This is a genomic window from Bradyrhizobium lablabi, from assembly GCF_018129385.1.
GTDB classification, from domain to species: domain Bacteria; phylum Pseudomonadota; class Alphaproteobacteria; order Rhizobiales; family Xanthobacteraceae; genus Bradyrhizobium; species Bradyrhizobium lablabi_C.
The window spans coordinates 38,683-56,027 of record NZ_JAFCLN010000025.1; the positions used below are offsets into that span (position 1 = coordinate 38,683).

13 protein-coding genes and 1 tRNA gene are annotated in these 17,345 nt (G+C 63.2%); 3 read left to right on the forward strand and 11 right to left on the reverse strand.

The features are described 5' to 3' along the window. The first annotated feature begins 17 nt into the window (after positions 1-17). A complete protein-coding gene (locus JQ628_RS31040; RefSeq protein ID WP_212229371.1) occupies positions 18-2,396 on the forward strand; it encodes a heavy metal translocating P-type ATPase in 2,379 nt (792 codons plus the stop codon). Between the two features lie 214 nt (positions 2,397-2,610). Here the strand turns inward: JQ628_RS31040 and dapA are convergent, their stop codons facing one another. The 3 genes from dapA to trxB form a co-directional block, all read right to left on the reverse strand. Then, the gene (gene dapA / locus JQ628_RS31045; RefSeq protein WP_212229372.1) at positions 2,611-3,528 is read right to left on the reverse strand and encodes a 4-hydroxy-tetrahydrodipicolinate synthase; all 918 of its coding nucleotides are present in this window, start codon (positions 3,526-3,528) and stop codon (positions 2,611-2,613) included. A 459-nt stretch (positions 3,529-3,987) separates the two neighbouring features. Then, positions 3,988-4,911, reverse strand: a complete 924-nt coding sequence (locus JQ628_RS31050; protein ID WP_212229374.1) for a LysR family transcriptional regulator — start codon at positions 4,909-4,911, stop codon at positions 3,988-3,990. 2 nt (positions 4,912-4,913) lie between these two features. Then, positions 4,914-5,879 (reverse strand): thioredoxin-disulfide reductase, encoded by a 966-nt coding sequence (gene trxB / locus JQ628_RS31055; RefSeq protein ID WP_212229382.1) that lies wholly within the window; start codon positions 5,877-5,879, stop codon positions 4,914-4,916. 264 nt (positions 5,880-6,143) lie between these two features. On the opposite strand from trxB, the gene JQ628_RS31060 reads away from it, so the two are divergent. Next, the gene (locus tag JQ628_RS31060) at positions 6,144-6,623 is read left to right on the forward strand and encodes an Lrp/AsnC family transcriptional regulator (RefSeq protein WP_212229384.1); all 480 of its coding nucleotides are present in this window, start codon (positions 6,144-6,146) and stop codon (positions 6,621-6,623) included. A 146-nt stretch (positions 6,624-6,769) separates the two neighbouring features. Here the strand turns inward: JQ628_RS31060 and JQ628_RS31065 are convergent, their stop codons facing one another. From JQ628_RS31065 to JQ628_RS31085, 5 genes are all read right to left on the reverse strand, one after another. Then, positions 6,770-7,192, reverse strand: coding sequence for a DoxX family protein (locus tag JQ628_RS31065; RefSeq protein ID WP_212229386.1), 423 nt, complete (start codon positions 7,190-7,192; stop codon positions 6,770-6,772). Positions 7,193-7,670: 478 nt separating this feature from the next. Next, complete coding sequence (gene greA / locus JQ628_RS31070; protein WP_212229577.1) at positions 7,671-8,144, reverse strand: transcription elongation factor GreA; 474 nt, start codon at positions 8,142-8,144, stop codon at positions 7,671-7,673. Positions 8,145-8,351: 207 nt separating this feature from the next. Continuing rightward, the gene (gene carB / locus JQ628_RS31075) at positions 8,352-11,816 is read right to left on the reverse strand and encodes a carbamoyl-phosphate synthase large subunit (protein WP_212229405.1); all 3,465 of its coding nucleotides are present in this window, start codon (positions 11,814-11,816) and stop codon (positions 8,352-8,354) included. Between the two features lie 291 nt (positions 11,817-12,107). Then, a tRNA-OTHER gene (locus tag JQ628_RS31080) sits at positions 12,108-12,184 on the reverse strand. A gap of 65 nt (positions 12,185-12,249) precedes the next feature. Continuing rightward, positions 12,250-12,948 carry a class I SAM-dependent methyltransferase gene (locus JQ628_RS31085; RefSeq protein ID WP_212229407.1) on the reverse strand — a complete coding sequence of 233 codons (699 nt, stop codon included), beginning with the start codon at positions 12,946-12,948 and terminating at the stop codon, positions 12,250-12,252. Positions 12,949-13,061: 113 nt separating this feature from the next. On the opposite strand from JQ628_RS31085, the gene JQ628_RS31090 reads away from it, so the two are divergent. Continuing rightward, on the forward strand, positions 13,062-13,589 hold the full coding sequence (locus JQ628_RS31090; protein ID WP_212229409.1) for a Dps family protein: 528 nt from the start codon (positions 13,062-13,064) through the stop codon (positions 13,587-13,589). Between the two features lie 163 nt (positions 13,590-13,752). On the opposite strand, the gene JQ628_RS31095 is transcribed toward JQ628_RS31090, so the two are convergent. From JQ628_RS31095 to JQ628_RS31105, 3 genes are all read right to left on the reverse strand, one after another. After that, positions 13,753-15,219, reverse strand: a complete 1,467-nt coding sequence (locus tag JQ628_RS31095; protein WP_212229411.1) for a DUF1254 domain-containing protein — start codon at positions 15,217-15,219, stop codon at positions 13,753-13,755. 413 nt (positions 15,220-15,632) lie between these two features. After that, positions 15,633-16,160 (reverse strand): cupin domain-containing protein, encoded by a 528-nt coding sequence (locus JQ628_RS31100; RefSeq protein WP_212229413.1) that lies wholly within the window; start codon positions 16,158-16,160, stop codon positions 15,633-15,635. A 66-nt stretch (positions 16,161-16,226) separates the two neighbouring features. Further along, positions 16,227-17,321 (reverse strand): mandelate racemase/muconate lactonizing enzyme family protein, encoded by a 1,095-nt coding sequence (locus JQ628_RS31105; protein ID WP_212229415.1) that lies wholly within the window; start codon positions 17,319-17,321, stop codon positions 16,227-16,229. Positions 17,322-17,345: the final 24 nt, after the last annotated feature.

Here is a 17,345-nt window from a genome sequence, read left to right on the forward strand (position 1 = left end):
CCGGAAGAGAGATTCAGGTGGCGCACCAACATCACGATCATCACCACCATCACGACCACGCGCACGGCGCGACGCCGCATTCCTGTTGCAGCGGCAAGCACGGCAATGAAACCAGGACCGCGATCGATCCCGTCTGCGGCATGAAGGTCGATCCGGCCACCGCCAGGCATCGCTTCGCCTGGAAGGGCCAGGATTACTTCTTCTGTAGCGCACGCTGCCGCGAGCGTTTTTCGGCTGATCCGGAAAATTTCCTGAAAGCACGCGAGCCGGAACTACCTGCGCCCGCCGGCACCATCTACACCTGCCCGATGCATCCCGAGATACGCCAGGTCGGCCCCGGTACTTGCCCGATCTGCGGCATGGCGCTGGAGCCCGAGCAGGTCTCGCTCGACGACAAGCCGGATCCCGAACTCCTGGACATGACGCGGCGCTTCTGGATCGCGTTGGCGCTGACGCTGCCGGTCTTTGTGCTGGAGATGGGCGGCCATCTCGGCTTCATGCATCTGCTGCCGCTAAACTGGTCGAACTGGATTTCGCTGGTGCTGGCAACGCCTGTCGTGTTGTGGGCCGGCGCGCCGTTCTTCGAACGCGCCTGGCTCTCGGTGAAGACGCGCAATCTCAACATGTTCACGCTGATCGCGATGGGCACGGGCGTTGCCTGGGTTTACAGCGTGATCGGCACGCTGTTGCCGAATCTGTTTCCGCCAGCCTTCCGCGACATGCATGGCGCGGTCGCGGTGTATTTCGAAGCCGCCGCTGTTATCACCGTGCTGGTGCTGCTCGGCCAGGTGCTGGAATTGCGCGCGCGGGCGCAGACTTCCGGCGCGATCCGCGCACTGCTGGGACTCGCGCCGAAAACCGCGCGCCGGATCACCGCCGCGGGCGATGAGGACGTCGCGATCGATACGATTGCGGTCGGCGACCTCCTGCGCGTGCGCCCCGGCGAAAAGATCCCGGTCGACGGCGTCGTCACCGAAGGCCGCTCGTCGGTCGACGAGTCCATGGTGACGGGCGAATCGATGCCGGTGTCGAAGGTGGAAGGCGCCGGCGTCATCGGCGGCACTGTCAATCAGAGCGGCGGCCTGGTCGTGCGCGCGGCAAAGGTTGGGCGCGACACCATGCTCGCCCGCATCGTCGACATGGTGGCGCGGGCGCAGCGCTCGCGCGCGCCGATCCAGCGGCTGGCCGATCAGGTCGCCGGCTGGTTCGTGCCGGCCGTGATCGCCGCTGCCGTGGCGGCATTTGCCGCCTGGATGATTTTTGGACCGGAGCCGCGCTTCACCTACGCGCTCGTGGCGGCCGTCACCGTGCTGATCATTGCCTGTCCCTGCGCACTCGGCCTCGCCACGCCGATGTCGATCATGGTGGGCGTCGGGCGCGGCGCGCATTCCGGCATCCTGATCCGCGACGCCGAGGCGCTGGAGCGGATGGAAAGCATCGACACGCTGGTCATCGACAAGACCGGCACGCTGACCGAAGGCAAGCCGAAGGTGGTGAAGATCATTCCGGCTGATGGCTTCGACGAGAGCGAACTGCTGCGGCTTGCGGCAAGCGTGGAGCGCGCCAGCGAACATCCGCTGGCGCTTGCCATCGTCAACGCTGCCGGCGAGCGCAAGCTGGCCGTCGGCGATGTCAGCGATTTCGCCTCGCCCTCGGGCAAGGGCGCCACCGGCAGGATCGAGGGCAGGACTGTTGCGCTCGGCAACGCCATGTTGATGGGTGAAGTGGGCATCGACACAAAAGCGCTCGACGCGGCCGCGGAGACCGCGCGTCAGGACGGCGCCACCGCGATCTTTGTCGCGGTCGAGGGCCGCGCCGCGGGCGTCATCGCGATTGCCGATCCCGTCAAACCGTCGGCGCAGAGCGCGCTGGCGGCGCTGCGCGGCGAAGGCCTGCGCATCGTGATGCTGACCGGCGACAACGCGACCACGGCGCGCGCCGTGGCAAAGCGGCTCGGCATCGACGAGGTCGAGGCCGGCGTGCTGCCGGAGCGCAAGAGTGAGGTGGTGCAAAAGCTGCGCGGCGAGGGCCGCCGCGTCGCGATGGTCGGCGACGGCATCAACGACGCGCCCGCGCTGGCGGCTGCCGATATCGGCGTCGCCATGGGCGGCGGCACGGATGTCGCGATCGAAAGCGCCGGCGTCACATTGTTGACCGGCGATCTGATAGGTCTCGTGCGCGCCCGCCGCCTGTCAGTCGCGACCATGCGCAACATCCGCCAGAACCTCGCCTTCGCGTTCGTCTACAACGCCGCCGGCGTGCCGATCGCGGCCGGCGTGCTGTACCCGGTGTTCGGGATCTTGCTGTCGCCGATGATCGGCGCCGCGGCGATGGCGCTGTCGTCGGTCAGCGTTATCGGCAACGCGCTGCGACTGGCAAGGACGAAGCTGGATTGAGCTTGCTTATCCCGCGCCCTTGTGGGGCGGGTGGCGCGAAGCGCCGGGCGGGGGGTAGCGCGCGGCAGCGCGCAGAAAATCCCTTAGCCGCTTGCTCCACGTAAATCGTAAGTGCTTTTCTCGCGCACTGCCGTGCGCGGACCCCCGCCCGTCACATCGTTCGCCTCGCTCACGATGTGCCACCCGCCCCACAAGGGGGCGGGATCGGCACCTTCTATGCCGCGCGAATTGGCGGAACACTTCGCCGCGCCATCTCCGCATCCAGCCGCGCCGCCAACTCCGCGCTCACCTCCACCATCGGCAGGCGCACCTCCGCGCTGTCGATCAGTCCGCTCTTTGCCAGCCAGTACTTGGCCGGCGCCGGGCTCGGCTCGGTGAACAGCAAACTCGTCAGCTCGGCCACAGCCCGCCACTGCGCGCTAGCCGCTTCCTGGTTGTCCTCCCACAACATCGTGCGCACCGCCGCAAAAGCCTCCGTCTCGATATGGGCGGACAGCAGGATCGCGCCGTCGGCGCCGTCGACCAGTGCGTTGTGATATTGCGCGTCCTCGCCGGTCAGCACGCGAAAGCCTGCCGGCCGCCGCCGGAGCAAGTCGATCGACTGTTCGCGGTCGGCGCAGCAATCCTTCATGCCGACGATGTTGGGATGCTCGGCGAGCCGCAGCAGCGTGTCGTTGTCGATCAACACGCCGGTGCGATAGGGGATGTTGTACATCACGATCGGCCAGGAGGCGTGACCGGCCAGCGCCGTAAAATGTGCGAGCAGGCCGCGCTGGGAGGGGCGGACGTAATAGGGGCTCGCGATCAGGTAGCCGTCGATCGGCCAGGCCGCCGTCTCATCCAGCGCATCGAACATCCGGTGAGTGGCGGCGCCCGACAGGCCGAGGCAGATCGGAACATAACGCTTGCCGTTCGAGAGCTCGGCCCGCACCAGGCTCACCAGCCGTTCGAGCTCGGCCATCGTCAGCGACATGCCTTCGCCGGAGGTGGCGGCGAGGATCAGCCCGTCCACGGGACCTGAGGCGTAGTGGCGGACCAGCCGCCTGAGCGAGGCCTCGTCCAGCTCGCCGTTCTGGAACGGCGTGACCAGCGGCAGCCACAGGCCCCGCAGCAGGTTTCGTAAATCAGTCATAGTCCATCTCCTCATGTGAGCCGGAGACGGGACCAACAAAAAACCCCGTCCGAACGGCGGGGTTTTGGGATCGGTAGGCTTTGCCAGAATTCAGCGCGCGCGATCTCCAGTCCCCGGAAGGAGACCTTTTTTCGAGACCGTGCACGAATTCGTGATCATGGACGCATGATGAGGGCACACGCCGTGCGTGTCAAGGAAGCCGGACACATTGCCAGTGTACTGCCAATTCAAATTCTCAGAAAAAAAGCCGGGCCCAAAAGAGCCCGGCTTAAGGTATTGGCCACGTGAGGCCGACACAATCACCTTCCAAGAGGGATTACTGAACGTCCGCGCCACTGGAGGAGGGGGACAAATGCGCAACGCGAAAGCTCAGCGTGGAAATACTATGGGCCTTCGCAGCACCTTGCAGCAAGCATGGCGGCCGCATGTCAGACATGCGCAATACCGGGGAGTAGCGCTTTATGAAGGCCAGCGCTGCGCCTTGCTGACCACGAAGTCGCGGAACACCTGGACGCGGGCGACGGTCTTCAGCTCTTCCGGATAGACGAAGTAGGTGTCGATCGCGACCGAATCCGATTCGCCGAACAACTGCACGAGGCGGTTGTTTTCCTCGACCAGATAGTCCGGCAGCGCGGCGATGCCGAGGCCCTGCTGGCAGGCACGGACCAGGCCCAGAATGTTGTTCACCCGGAAATAGGCCTCGCGCGGACCCGAGCCGTTGCGGCCGGCGTCGATCAGCCAGCTCCGGTTCTGGAGATGCGGCGGCACCTGCGTGTCGCTCAGCATGATGATGCGGTGCTGGTCGAGATCGTCGAGCGTGCGCGGCGTGCCGAAACGCTTGATGTATTCCGGCGAGCAATAGGCATGGAAGCCGATCGAGAAAAGCTTGCGCTGGATCAGGTCCGGCTGGGTCGGCTTGCGGGTGCGGATCGCAACATCGGCCTCGCGCATCGACAGGTCGAGCTCTTCATCCGTGACGATCAGCGAGATGCGAATATCGGGATAGAGCGCCGTGAATTCGTCGAGCCGCGGGATCAGCCAATTGATGCCCAGCGCCGGCGGCGTCGTGATTTTCAGATCGCCGCTCGGCCGTTCGCGGCTGTCGGTGAGCTTGGCGCGCGCGGCCTGCAACTGCATGAACACGTCATGCGCCGTGCGGAACAGAAGGTCGCCCTGCTCGGTGAGGATCAGGCCGCGGGCGTGACGATGGAACAGCGAGACCGCCAGTTCCTGCTCCAGCGCCGAGACCTGCCGAGACACCGCCGATTGCGAAAGCCCAAGCTGCTCGCCGGCATGCGTGAAGCTGCCAGCTTCCGCGGCCGCGTGAAACACCTTCAGCTTGTCCCAATCCATATCCGTAAATCCGTCCCGTGATCGTGCCATGATTATTCTGCCGCTGCGCGATCGCTCGCGCGTAATGCGAGGAACCGTTCAGCCTCGAGTGCCGCCATGCAGCCGAGGCCCGCTGCTGTCACCGCCTGGCGGTAGGTTTCGTCGGCCACGTCGCCGGCCGCAAACAGGCCGGGCACCGAAGTTGCGGTCGAGTTCGGCGCGACCTCGACATAGCCGGACGATTTCAGCTTGATCTGGCCTTTCACGAGCTCGGTCGCGGGCGCGTGCCCGATGGCGATGAAGACGCCGTCGGCCCGCAATTCCGTGAGCGCGCCGGTCTTGACGTTGCGCAGCCGCACGCCGGTGACCTTGCTCGGATTTTCTTCGCCCTTGATCTCGTCGATGGCGCTGTCCCAGATCACGGAGATCTTCGGATTCTTGAACAGGCGGTCCTGCAAAATGCGCTCGGCGCGGAAATGATCGCGGCGGTGCACGATCGTCACCTTGGAAGCGAAGTTGGTGAGGAACAGCGCTTCCTCCACCGCGGTGTTGCCACCGCCGACCACAAACACTTCCTTGGCCCGATAGAAGAAGCCGTCGCAGGTCGCGCAGGCCGAGACGCCAAAGCCCTTGAACTTCTCTTCGGAGGGAATGCCGAGCCAGCGCGCCTGCGCCCCGGTGGCAAGGATCACCGTTTCCGCCAGATAGACGTCGCCGCTGTCGCAGGTGAGGCGGAACGGCCGCTGCGACAGCTCGAGCTTGTTGACGTGGTCGGTGACGATCTTGGTGCCGACATGGGCCGCCTGCTTCTCCATCTGCTCCATCAGCCAGGGTCCCTGGATGACGTCGGCAAAGCCCGGATAGTTTTCCACGTCGGTGGTGATGGTGAGTTGGCCGCCCGGCTGGATGCCCTGGATCAGCACCGGTTCGAGCATCGCGCGCGCAGCGTAAATCGCCGCCGTATATCCCGCCGGGCCCGAACCGATGATGACGACCTTGGCATGGATAGGGGCTGGCATGTGGCTGTGCTTTCGAATGGGGCAGGCCGGCGCGTCGGGGGAAACTGCCCGGAAAGGCAGCGCGGCGGCGCCGAAATTGTCATTTCCAAGTCTAAGACATGTGGCTAGCTATGCAAGTTTTGCAATCCATCTCGGCGAATTTTCCCTCATTTGTGAGAAATGTCGCAGTGCACGCGCAATAAAATTGCGCAATATATGTTCGCCGCGCTAAGAGAGTTGCAGTGGCATGGAGCCCCAAAATTGGACGTAAGGACCGGAACCGGCGTGTCGAAGAATCTGGACGAAATCGATCTCAAAATCCTCAGCGAGATCCAGGCCGACGGCCGAATCACCAATGTGGAACTGGCCAAGCGCGTCGGCATTTCGCCGCCGCCCTGCCTGCGCCGGGTCCGCACCCTGGAGGAGGAGGGCTACATCCAGGGCTATCGCGGCCTGCTCGACCCGCGAAAACTCGGTTTCGACGTCACCGTCTTCGCTTCCGTTCACCTCTCCAGCCAGGCGGATGCCGATTTGCGCGCGTTCGAGGAATTCGTGCGCGCCGAGCCATTGGTGCGGGAATGCTGGATGCTGTCGGGCGAGGTCGATTTCATCCTAAAATGCGTCGCGCCCGACATGGCGACGTTCCAGGAATTCGTCACGCACCTGACCGCCGCGCCGCATGTGCGCAATGTCAGGACGTCGCTGGTGCTGCATAATTCCAAATACGAGGCGGCGGTGCCGCTCGATTTGAAGATGGCGGGCTGAGAGCCCGGCTGTCCCTACATCGTCATTGCGAGCCAACGGGTCGCGCGACTGCGCGCCCGATGACAGGCTCCGCGAAGCAATCCATTTCTCGGCTTGTGGAGCTATGGATTGCTTCGTCGCGACGCTCCTCGCAATGACGAACTACGTCACTTCTTCCGCATGATCGCATCGAGGCTGAATGGGCCACCGCCGGCGGTCGACAGATACAGGCACGCGAAGCAGAACATGATCGCGAGCGTGCCGCCGTTGATCAGCGGGAAAAAATTCCTCGGCGCATGACCGATGAAATAGGCAAACGCCATCTCGCCGGCGAGAAGGAAGGCGACGGGCCGCGTGAATAGTCCGACCACGAGAAGGGCGCCCAGGATCAACTCGAGCAAGCCGGCCGTGCCGGGAAGCGTTCCCATTTGCACCTTGTTGAGGAAAGCGTAGGCGTTGCCTTCCGGAATAACCGGGTATTTCAGGATTTTTGCGATGCCGAACTGAAGCAGCAGCAGGCCGGTGATGAAACGAAGCAGGCTCAGCGCCGCCGGCTGAAACTTCGCCATCAACTGATCGAACTTGTCCATGATGTATCCCCCAAGTTTGAGACGCAATAATTCGTATCGCGTCGGCGTGCGGAGGAAAAGCACGCGGCGATAAGAAAAGCTTTATGTATTGCGAAGCAGCATCGGGGAATAATGCCGCGGCCGAAGTGTACGCGGTCACCTGCGAGTGACTTGCCGCTTGCCTGAAATCTCTACTTGCTTGAAGTTTCGGAGCTCAGGCAGCGGATCGATTTGGGCTGACACGCAACGCCTATGTTGGAACAGACTGGAGCTTCGTCTCCCGCGCCCCGCGTGCAATTGACGCACTCGTCGGTCCACCGGCTGCAATTCGGCGGACCCTTCTGCATCGAGACATTTTGCGGGGTGCGCACGGGCGGGATTTCGATCTCCGCGGCGCGAGCATTCGTAGCCCATAAAACGAGAAGAGCGACCGCGAAACCGAAATGCCGCATGTCGCTCTCCGCCGGTTGTTGTCAGGCGTTCAGGTGGCGTGCCGTGCCTATCGCCACTCGACCTTGGTGATCTCGTAGGCCTTGGCGCCGCCGGGAGCCACCACCTCCACAGTGGTGCCCTTCTTCTTGCCGATCAGCGCGCGCGCGAGCGGCGAGGTGATCGAGATGCGGCCCTTCTTGGCGTCGGCCTCGACCTCGCCGACGATCTGCCACACCGCCTTCTTGTCGGTGTCCTCATCGATCAGCGTGACGGTGGCGCCGAACTTGATGGTGTCGCCGGACAGTTTCGAGATGTCGATGATGTCGGCGCGCGCGAGCTTGTCCTCGAGCTCGGCGATGCGGCCCTCGTTGTGCGACTGCTCTTCCTTGGCCGCGTGATACTCCGCGTTCTCCGATAGGTCGCCGTGCGAGCGCGCTTCCGCGATATGCTCGATGATGCGCGGACGATCTTCCGACTGGCGCTTCTTCAATTCGTCCGTTAGCGCGGCATAGCCGCCGGCCGTCATCGGAACCTTTTCCATCATCTCTCTCGTCCTTCCCTCATGCGAGCCGTGGCACACATGAGACGCTTGTTCTGGTCGGGCCCAGGAAGGCCCGAATCCAGGGCCTGCAAAATCCAGTAATTTTCGGCCCCGTTAAGGGCCGATTCAACATCCACGGAAGCGGTGAGTTCCAGCCAACCGGCTTTTTCGCCAACCACTTAGCGGGCGATTCGGCCCGGCTAACGGTCAGTTCTCGGAAAAGTAGCTCTGGAGCGTGCGAACCTCAAGGTCTCCGTCCCGATAGGCCCGGATGCCCTGGGCCGCCGCCACGGCCCCGGAAAGAGTGGTGTAATACGGCACTTTATGCAAGAGGGCAGCCCGCCGCAGCGAACGGCTGTCGGCCAGCGCCTGCGGACCCTCGGTGGTGTTGAAGACGAGCTGCACGTCGCCATTGGTGATGGCATCGACGATATGCGGCCGGCCTTCGAGCACCTTGTTGATCTTCTCGGTCGGCACACCGTAGTCGGTCAGGAAGCGCTGGGTGCCTGACGTTGCGATCACCTTGAAGCCCAGCGAGTGCAACAGCCGCACCGCGCCCGAGATGCGGTCCTTGTCGGTCTCGCGAACCGAGACGAACACGGTGCCCTTGCGCGGCACGCGGGTGCCGCCGCCGAGTTGGCTTTTCGCGAACGCCACCTCGAACGAACGATCGATGCCCATCACCTCGCCGGTCGAGCGCATCTCCGGACCAAGCACGGTGTCGACGCCGGGGAAGCGCGCGAACGGGAACACCGATTCCTTGACGCCGACATGGCCGAGCTTCTTTTTCTTCAGATTGAAGTCGGCAAGCTTTTCACCCGCCATGATGCGGGCCGCGATCTTGGCGACCGGCGTGCCGATCACCTTGGCGACGAACGGCACCGTGCGCGAGGCGCGCGGGTTGACTTCGAGCACGTAGATCTCGCCGTCCTTGATGGCGTACTGCACGTTCATCAGGCCGACCACGTCGAGGCCGAGCGCGAGCTCGCGAGTCTGCCGCTCCAACTCGCCGATCATGTCGGCATCGAGCGAATGCGGCGGCAGCGAGCAGGCCGAGTCGCCGGAGTGAATGCCGGCCTCCTCGATATGCTCCATGATGCCGACGATGAACGTGTCCTGGCCGTCGCAGAGGCAGTCGACGTCGACCTCCGTTGCATCGGACAGGTAGCGGTCGAACAGCAGCGGGTTCTTGCCGAGCACGGTGTTGATCTGCCCGGTCTTGTCGTTGGGATAGCGCGCCTTGACGTCGGCGGGCACCAGCTCGGGCAGGGTGCCGAGCAGATAGTCGTTGAGCTGGGTCTCCTCGCGGATGATCTGCATCGCACGGCCGCCCAGCACATAGGACGGACGCACCACCAGCGGCAGGCCGAGATCGGCCGACACCAGCCGCGCCTGCTCGACCGAATAGGCGATGCCGTTCTTCGGCTGCTTCAGCCGCAGCTTGTCGAGCACGCGCTTGAAGCGGTCGCGGTCTTCCGCAAGATCGATGGCATCCGGCGAGGTGCCGAGGATCGGCACTTCGGCCGCCTCCAGCGCGCGCGCCAGCTTGAGCGGCGTCTGGCCGCCGAACTGCACGATCACGCCATGCAGTGTGCCGTTCTTACGCTCGGTCGCGACGATCTCCAGCACGTCTTCCGCGGTGAGCGGCTCGAAGTACAGCCGGTCAGCGGTGTCGTAGTCGGTCGACACCGTTTCCGGATTGCAGTTGATCATGATGGTTTCATAGCCCGCATCGTCGAGCGCGAAGCAGGCATGACAGCAGCAATAGTCGAACTCGATGCCCTGGCCGATGCGGTTGGGACCGCCGCCGAGGATGATGACCTTTTTCTTGTCCGACGGCGCGCTTTCGTCGGCCGGATTGCCCGCGAACGGCGCCTCATAGGTCGAATACATATAGGCCGTGGGCGAGGCGAACTCTGCGGCACAAGTGTCGATTCGCTTGAACACGGGACGGACGCCGAGCGCGTGACGTTTGGCGGTGACTTCGGCCTCGGTGCTCTCGGCCAGCACGGCAAGGCGCGCGTCGGAAAAGCCCATGGCCTTCAGCGTGCGCATGCCGAATGCGTTCGGCGGCAGGCCATTGGCGCGCACCTTGGCTTCCATCTCGATGATGCCGCGCATCTCGGTGAGGAACCAGGGATCGATCTTGCAGGAATTGAAGATCTCTTCATTGGACCAGCCGAGCCGCATCGCCTGCGCCACTTGCAGGATGCGGTTCGGCGTCGGCGTGCCGAGCGCGGCGCGGACCGCGTTCTTGTCGTCGTGCTGGCCAAGCCCCTCGATGTCGATCTCGTCGAGGCCGGTGAGGCCGGTCTCGAGCCCGCGCAGCGCCTTTTGCAGGCTCTCCTGAAAGGTACGGCCGATCGCCATCACTTCGCCGACCGACTTCATCGAGGTCGTCAGCGTGTGAGACGCGCCGGGAAACTTTTCGAACGCAAAGCGCGGGATCTTCGTCACCACGTAGTCGATGGTCGGCTCGAACGAGGCCGGCGTCGCGCCGCCGGTGATGTCGTTGGCGATCTCATCCAGCGTGTAGCCGACCGCCAGCTTTGCCGCGACCTTGGCGATCGGAAAGCCGGTGGCCTTCGAGGCCAGCGCGGAGGAGCGCGACACGCGCGGGTTCATCTCGATCACGACCATGCGGCCGTCGACCGGGTTGATGCCGAACTGCACGTTGGAGCCGCCGGTCTCCACCCCGATCTCGCGCAGCACCGCGATCGAGGCGTCGCGCATGATCTGGTATTCCTTGTCGGTCAAGGTCAGCGCCGGCGCGATGGTGATGGAATCGCCGGTGTGCACGCCCATCGGATCGACGTTCTCGATCGAGCAGATGATGATGCAATTGTCCTTCTTGTCGCGCACCACCTCCATCTCGAACTCCTTCCACCCCAGAACGCTTTCCTCGATCAGGACTTCGTTGGTGGGGGAGGCGTCGAGGCCGCGTTCGATGATGTCGAGAAACTCTTCCTTGTTGTAGGCGATGCCGCCGCCGGTGCCGCCCATGGTGAAGGACGGGCGGATGATCGCGGGCAGCCCGATCTCGGACAGCGCCATCAGCGCTTCGCCGAGCGCATGCTGCTGGTACAGCTTGCGCCGCTCGTTCTCGTTAAGCGTCCATTGCCGGTCGAGTTCTTCCAGCGCGGCGCCGGACAGTTTGGCGCGCTCGGCCTGGTACTGGTCGCGGTAAGACTTCTTCAGCGCGGATGCGTTGGCGAGGCGGGATTTCGGCGTTTGCAGGCCGATCTTTTCCATGGCGTTGCGGAAAAGCTGACGGTCTTCCGCCTTGTCGATCGCATCTGCCGTGGCGCCGATCATCTCGACGTCGAATTTGTCGAGCGTGCCCTGCCTGCGCAACGACAGCGCGCAGTTCAGCGCGGTCTGTCCGCCCATGGTCGGCAGCAGCGCAAAGCCGCCGGGAATGACGTAGCGCTCCTTCTCGATGATCTTTCCGACGATCTCCGGCGTGATCGGCTCGATATAGGTCGCATCCGCCAGCTCCGGATCGGTCATGATGGTGGCCGGATTGGAATTGACGAGGACGACGCGGTAGCCCTCTTCCTTCAGCGCCTTGACCGCTTGCGTGCCGGAATAATCGAATTCGCAGGCCTGGCCGATCACGATGGGGCCGGCGCCGATGATCAGGATGGTGGAGATGTCGGTTCGTTTGGGCATCAAGTCTCACGGATGCGGGATTTAGGCACAAAAAAAGGGCGCGCTGGCCGCGCGTCCCCTTGCCACAGCGTGAGGGAGCCCCTCGCGCGCGGGAGGTCTTTAGACCAGTTTCCGCACCCGCGAAACCCCCAAAAACGGGCCATCAACGGGCATTTTGGGTGAGCTGGGAGGGATGGTCGGGAGTGGCTGCCTCAGTCCGTCTACGCTTTCGCTGTGCTCAGCTACGCCGGACACGCTTTGCCCCGCCGGTCCAGCGTGGCTGCGCCACGCGTAGCCCGTCAGCGCGAAGCGTGGAGGCCCGGCCTGGATTTGAACCAGGATAAAGAGCGTTGCACCGCTCCCGCGTCGACGCGTTCCGCCACCGGGCCGATCGGATCATCGCCCAAGTTGTGAAAGCTTGCCAATGCCTACTTTTGGTTAACCCTAATACCAGCTAGGTAAGGGGATGCCGTGCGACAAAAGTCATTCGCCACGGATTGTGCCCAATGTTTTGATGGGCGCGGGCGGCGGTGAAGCCCGCCTTCTCCAGCTTGGCGACGATTTCCTGTTCGCTGTAGCGTTGCAATCCGATGCGCGTGCGCAATTGCCGGTAGTCGGACAGCGCGGTCGAGATCAGTCCGACCAGCGCGTCCTTCAGGAATCCGTTTTTCGCAGCAAACCGCAACAGCGCCACCACGTCACGAAACATGCCGACTTCGGGTCGCAGGATATCGCCGAGCACGAGGCGTCCGGCCGGCTTGAGTATCCGCTTCATCGTAACGAACGCCGCGTCCAGCTCGTCCGGCGTCATGTATTGCGCGACCGAATTCATGACGGCGAGATCGATCGATTTTTCCGCCATCTTGCGTACGTCCTCGAGCGAGCGCACCCGGATTTTGGTATTGGGCGCAAAGCGCGCGATCAGGCGGCCGCGCACGCCGGGCGCCGGTTCGGCGAGATAGAGCTTGCCGCAGGCGTCCGCGACCCTTGCCGCCGACAGCGCCTCGCCGCAGGCATAGTCGAGCACGACCGCGTCGGGTGAGGCGATGTAGCCGATGATGTCGCGCGCGATCACCGCAAAATGCAGGTCACGGTGCAGCTTGCTGGCATAGATCGTATGCGTGGAATCGTAATAGTCGATCCATTCGTCCATCGGCAGGGTGTCCGGCGAATTCAGCGGGTTCCATTGGCAGGAACCGGCACCTATATCAGGCGTTAGGCAGTGTCCAATGCCGTCTGCCCGGTTTCCTACAGGAAGGTGTCCCCGTGAGCAAAGCCAAGCCCGACAAAGTTTCCCCCGATCTCGACACGCCCACCGACCTGTCGCAGGAGGCGGTCGAAAAGATCTCCGCCGCCGTCAACCCGTTGATTGCCGATGCGTTTGCGCTCTACCTGAAGACCAAGAACTTCCATTGGCACGTCAGCGGCCGGCATTTCCGCGACTATCATCTGATGCTGGACGAGCAGGGCGAGGCGATTTTCGGCACCATCGACGAACTGGCCGAGCGCGTCCGCAAGATCGGCGGCACCACGCTGCGCTCGATCGGTCAGGTCTCCAAATTGCAGACCATCAAGGACAACGACGAAGACTATGTCCCGCCGCGCCAGATGCTGCGCGAATTGATGGAAGACAACAAGAAGACCGTGGTGAACATGCGCAAGGCGCACGAGGTGGCCGACAAGTACAACGACTCCGCGACCACCAGCATTTTGGAAAACTTCATCGACGCCGCCGAGCGCCGCACCTGGTTCCTGTTCGAAGCCAGCCGCCAGGAAGGCGCCAACGAGGCGTAGGATATGATGGCGCGGGGCGAGGGCGTCTCCGCGAAATCGGAGTCACTCACTCCACCTTCTTTCACAACGGGAGAAGGTGGAGTGGTCGCTTGTTTCGAGGTGAGCAGCCTCGCCTGTGTCAAAGCATCTGGTGCGCCGGTTGCGACTCCGGCGCGCCCAGCCCTCATTGAGCCGACAGTCCGATCGTCGTCTGCGATTTCACGACCGGCGGGGGATTCCATTTTCCGGTCAGGGCCTCTGATTTCGGAGCGTAAAGCCGCATCGTTAGATTGAAGGCTCCCTTCGGCGCAGGAAGCCAGTTGGCCTCCTTGTCCTTTCCCGGGCTCTCGTTCTGGAAGTAGATGTCGAGCGAACCATCGGCGTTGTACTTGAACGGCATCCAACTGGAGACGGCAAACCGGTTCAGCGCGTTGCCCACCTGGAATCCTTCGGGATCGTACAGCGTGATCGACCAGAAGCCGTTCACGGGCGGCGCGGTACTCCTGTCGAAGGTGATGGTATACTTGTTGGCGCCGTCGAGCGGCTTGCCGGATTCGTCGCCGAGGTTGAGCGGATAGATGGCATCCTCCGGCAGGTTGGCGCCGAGCCCGACTTGCGCGACGATGGCCCGCTTCAGATAGTAGTTGCCGTAAACGCCCATCGTGTCCGTATTCATCGACCAGCCGTTGGCGACCCGCGCCAGCGTCGGTACCTTCCACGCCATCAGCTTCTGCGCCTCTTCCGGCGCAGCTTTCAGCGCCCGCTGCACGGCCGGATCGAGCCTGGCGACGTCGAGACTCTTGCCGGGCTCGATGCCGATCCGCTTCATCTGCGCGATGATCGGCTCGTCGGTGATGTGCGGCGGATGCAGCTTCAGCAGTTCGGCTGCATAGGCGAAGTAAGCGTCGCCCGACATCGTGTCGACCTGCACCTTCGGCGGCGTCTTCATGTCGACGCCTGGGTCGATCTTGACCTCGACCGGCTTCGGCGGCTTGCCGTATTCCGAAAGCGGCGTGACCTTGTAGCCGGCCTGGATCTTGTGGACCGCATCGTAGTCCGGTGGGCCGTCGGTCTTGGTGCGGCCGATCACCCAGGCATACGGCGTCGGCGCATCGATGCGCTGGGTGTCCTTGGGAAGCTTGAACTCCTCGGCGAATTTGTCACGCAGATCGGGCCGCCAGCCCGGGGGCGTAATCAGGTAGGTCCCCGCCTTGGTGCCGGTCGTGCGCCAGCCGGGCGAGGCGAACACATCCGACCACATGTCGAGCATGGGGAGCAGATAATAGCGTCCGTCGGTATCGGGCGCGGAGATGACGACCGGCTCCTTGCTCATGTCCAGCCATGAGGACGAATACAGTGTATCGAAGTTGGACCGCACCACGCCCTTGAAGTCGGCCGGCGGATATTCGGGCACGTTGACGAACGTGTTCATCGGGCCCTTGAAGCCGCCCTTGCTCGGCTCGGCATTGGTGAACTGCTTTCGCGTGATGTCCATCGATAGCAGGGGGTAAAAGTAGACATAGGCGTCCGCCGCGATGGCGCGTGCCTCCTGCTCGGTGATGGCTGACGATGTGCCTTGCGCCCGCGCCGACGGCGCGACGAATGCTGCAAGACAGAGGCAAAATGTCAGATTCAGGAAACGCCGGAACATGTCGAACACTCCATTCTGACTTCGTTTGTCGTGCCTGAGGTATTCATCCCCTTTGTGAAGTAAGATCGGTTGGCTCTCTCGTTTCGGCCGGACGCTGCGTGCAAGACAAACAACGTCAGCCGCAAAGACGCCGCTGGCGCCCGCAGGTATCGAGACAGGTTCGCGCTGGTTCAAAGAGCGTATCGTTAATGACGACGTCGAAGGGCTGCTTCAGCTACCTCCACGAGCATCAGGCTAGCACAGGGTTCCAATGCTGACCATGATCTTGTTTCAGGTCCAAGTTATCGAAAACCCAACGCGTTGGATGGGACGATCGTCTGCGCGATCTCACCGACTCCTGGCGCGTTTTCCTGCAAGCTGATCGCAGCTTCGTAGCGATCGTCGGGCGCGCGATTTGATCGCACGCCTCTCCATCAGCGGTGCTTCCACAGCTTCACCAGCGGCCCCTCCGCGCCGAGCACCGGATCGGTCGTGGGTACCGCGACCTTCGGAATCGTCTTCAGCGCGTTGGCATGATTTTCCGCTGTCGCCCGCTGGAGGTCCATCGGCGGCCCCGGCGGATAGGCGCCGACCACCGAGAAATCCCGGCTTGCAGACATGCATTGATGTCCGGTGCCGGCGGGCAGGATCGCAACGTCGCCGGCCGAAATCTCGAGCACCTCGCCCTTGTCGCCGCCAAAGCGCACGCTCGCATGCCCGCGCGCGATGCCGAGCACTTCGTGCACGGTGGCGTGATAGTGCAGGAAATTGTACACGCCGTTACGCCACATCGCGCCCCAGCCATTGGCGCCGAACAATCCTTCGATGGTCTTTTCCGGGTGATCGTTGCCGACATCGACCGCGCCCTTGTAGACCAGGAACGGCATCGGATTGTTGGGCACGAGGCCGTCGTCGGGGAATATGATGGTGAGGGGTTTTGCGTCGGCGTTAACAACGGACATGGCGGTTCTCCTGCATTTGGTGGGAGCTTCCGGACAATCAAGTTGGCATCTGGCAAACCGTTCCCGCTAGATCCTGAACCGAAACACCTCTTCCTTGAACCTCAGCCCGTGTCCGGGCCGCTCCGGCGCCGTGATCATGCCGCCTGCAATCTCGGGCGGATCGATCCAGAGATCGTCGAGCAGCCCCATGTTTTCGCACCAGATGCCGTTGGGAATCGAAGCGAGCAGATGCACGTTGAGTTCGGGAAACAGATGCGGCGCAATGGTCACGCCAAAAGTGTCGGCGAGGGTGGCGATCTTGCGCAAATCCGTCATGCCGCCGCGCATCGGGTCGGGCTGTAGGATCGGCAGGCAGGGATTGATGAAGAATGGCCGCAGGTCATAGCGCGTAAAATGGGTCTCGCCGCCGACGATCCTCATGTCGAGGCTTGCCGCGATGCGCTGATAGCCGGCGAAATCGTCGGCCGGCACCGGCTCCTCGAGCCAGTAGATATCGTAACGCTCGAACTTGCGTCCCATCTCGATCGCGACATCGGCGCTCCAGCCCATGTTGACGTCGATCATGATGTCGATGTCGGGCCCGAGCGCCTCGCGCATGCGGCGCACATTGTCGAGGTCTTGCGCTTGTGTATGAACATGGGCGACTTGCATCTTGATCGCCTTATAGCCCCGTTTCACGTAATGCAGCGCCTTCTCGATCATGCCGTCGCCGCCGGCGCCGCGAAAACAGCCGGAGCCATAGATCGGAATTTTGGAGCGGTAGTGGCCCCACAGCCGGTGCAGCGGCAGCCCGGCCCGCTTACCCACCGCATCCCACAGCGCAATGTCGAGCGCCGACATCGCCATAACAGCGATGCCGCCGCGGCCATAGGTCATGGTCGCGGTCCACAGATCGCGCCAGATCGCCTCGATGGCGGTCGCGTCCTTGCCCTTCACGCGCGGAATGATGCACTCGTCGAGACAGGCGGCGATCGACTTTATGCCGGGCCGGAACAGGAACAGATATCCCATGCCGGTGATGCCGCCTGATGTCTCGACCTCGCAGATGAGAATGTCGCGCGCAGCTCCGAGCGCCGCGCCCTTCAGCCAGGGATCATCGGCCCACGGCACGCGCAACATCGTCACGCGCACGTCGCGGATGGTCATGTCGGGGCTGGTCATTGGACGTTTCCCTTTCCCGCCGGA

What these genes read in the sequence shown, in the direction of transcription:
- dapA (WP_212229372.1), bottom strand. Translation starts at nt 3,528, where the DNA reads ATGACTGATTTACGAAACCTGCTGCGGGGCCTGTGGCTGCCGCTGGTC.
- JQ628_RS31050 (WP_212229374.1), bottom strand. Translation starts at nt 4,911, where the DNA reads ATGGCACGATCACGGGACGGATTTACGGATATGGATTGGGACAAGCTG.
- trxB (WP_212229382.1), bottom strand. Translation starts at nt 5,879, where the DNA reads ATGCCAGCCCCTATCCATGCCAAGGTCGTCATCATCGGTTCGGGCCCG.
- JQ628_RS31065 (WP_212229386.1), bottom strand. Translation starts at nt 7,192, where the DNA reads ATGGACAAGTTCGATCAGTTGATGGCGAAGTTTCAGCCGGCGGCGCTG.
- greA (WP_212229577.1), bottom strand. Translation starts at nt 8,144, where the DNA reads ATGGAAAAGGTTCCGATGACGGCCGGCGGCTATGCCGCGCTAACGGAC.
- carB (WP_212229405.1), bottom strand. Translation starts at nt 11,816, where the DNA reads ATGCCCAAACGAACCGACATCTCCACCATCCTGATCATCGGCGCCGGC.
- JQ628_RS31085 (WP_212229407.1), bottom strand. Translation starts at nt 12,948, where the DNA reads ATGGACGAATGGATCGACTATTACGATTCCACGCATACGATCTATGCC.
- JQ628_RS31095 (WP_212229411.1), bottom strand. Translation starts at nt 15,219, where the DNA reads ATGTTCCGGCGTTTCCTGAATCTGACATTTTGCCTCTGTCTTGCAGCA.
- JQ628_RS31100 (WP_212229413.1), bottom strand. Translation starts at nt 16,160, where the DNA reads ATGTCCGTTGTTAACGCCGACGCAAAACCCCTCACCATCATATTCCCC.
- JQ628_RS31105 (WP_212229415.1), bottom strand. Translation starts at nt 17,321, where the DNA reads ATGACCAGCCCCGACATGACCATCCGCGACGTGCGCGTGACGATGTTG.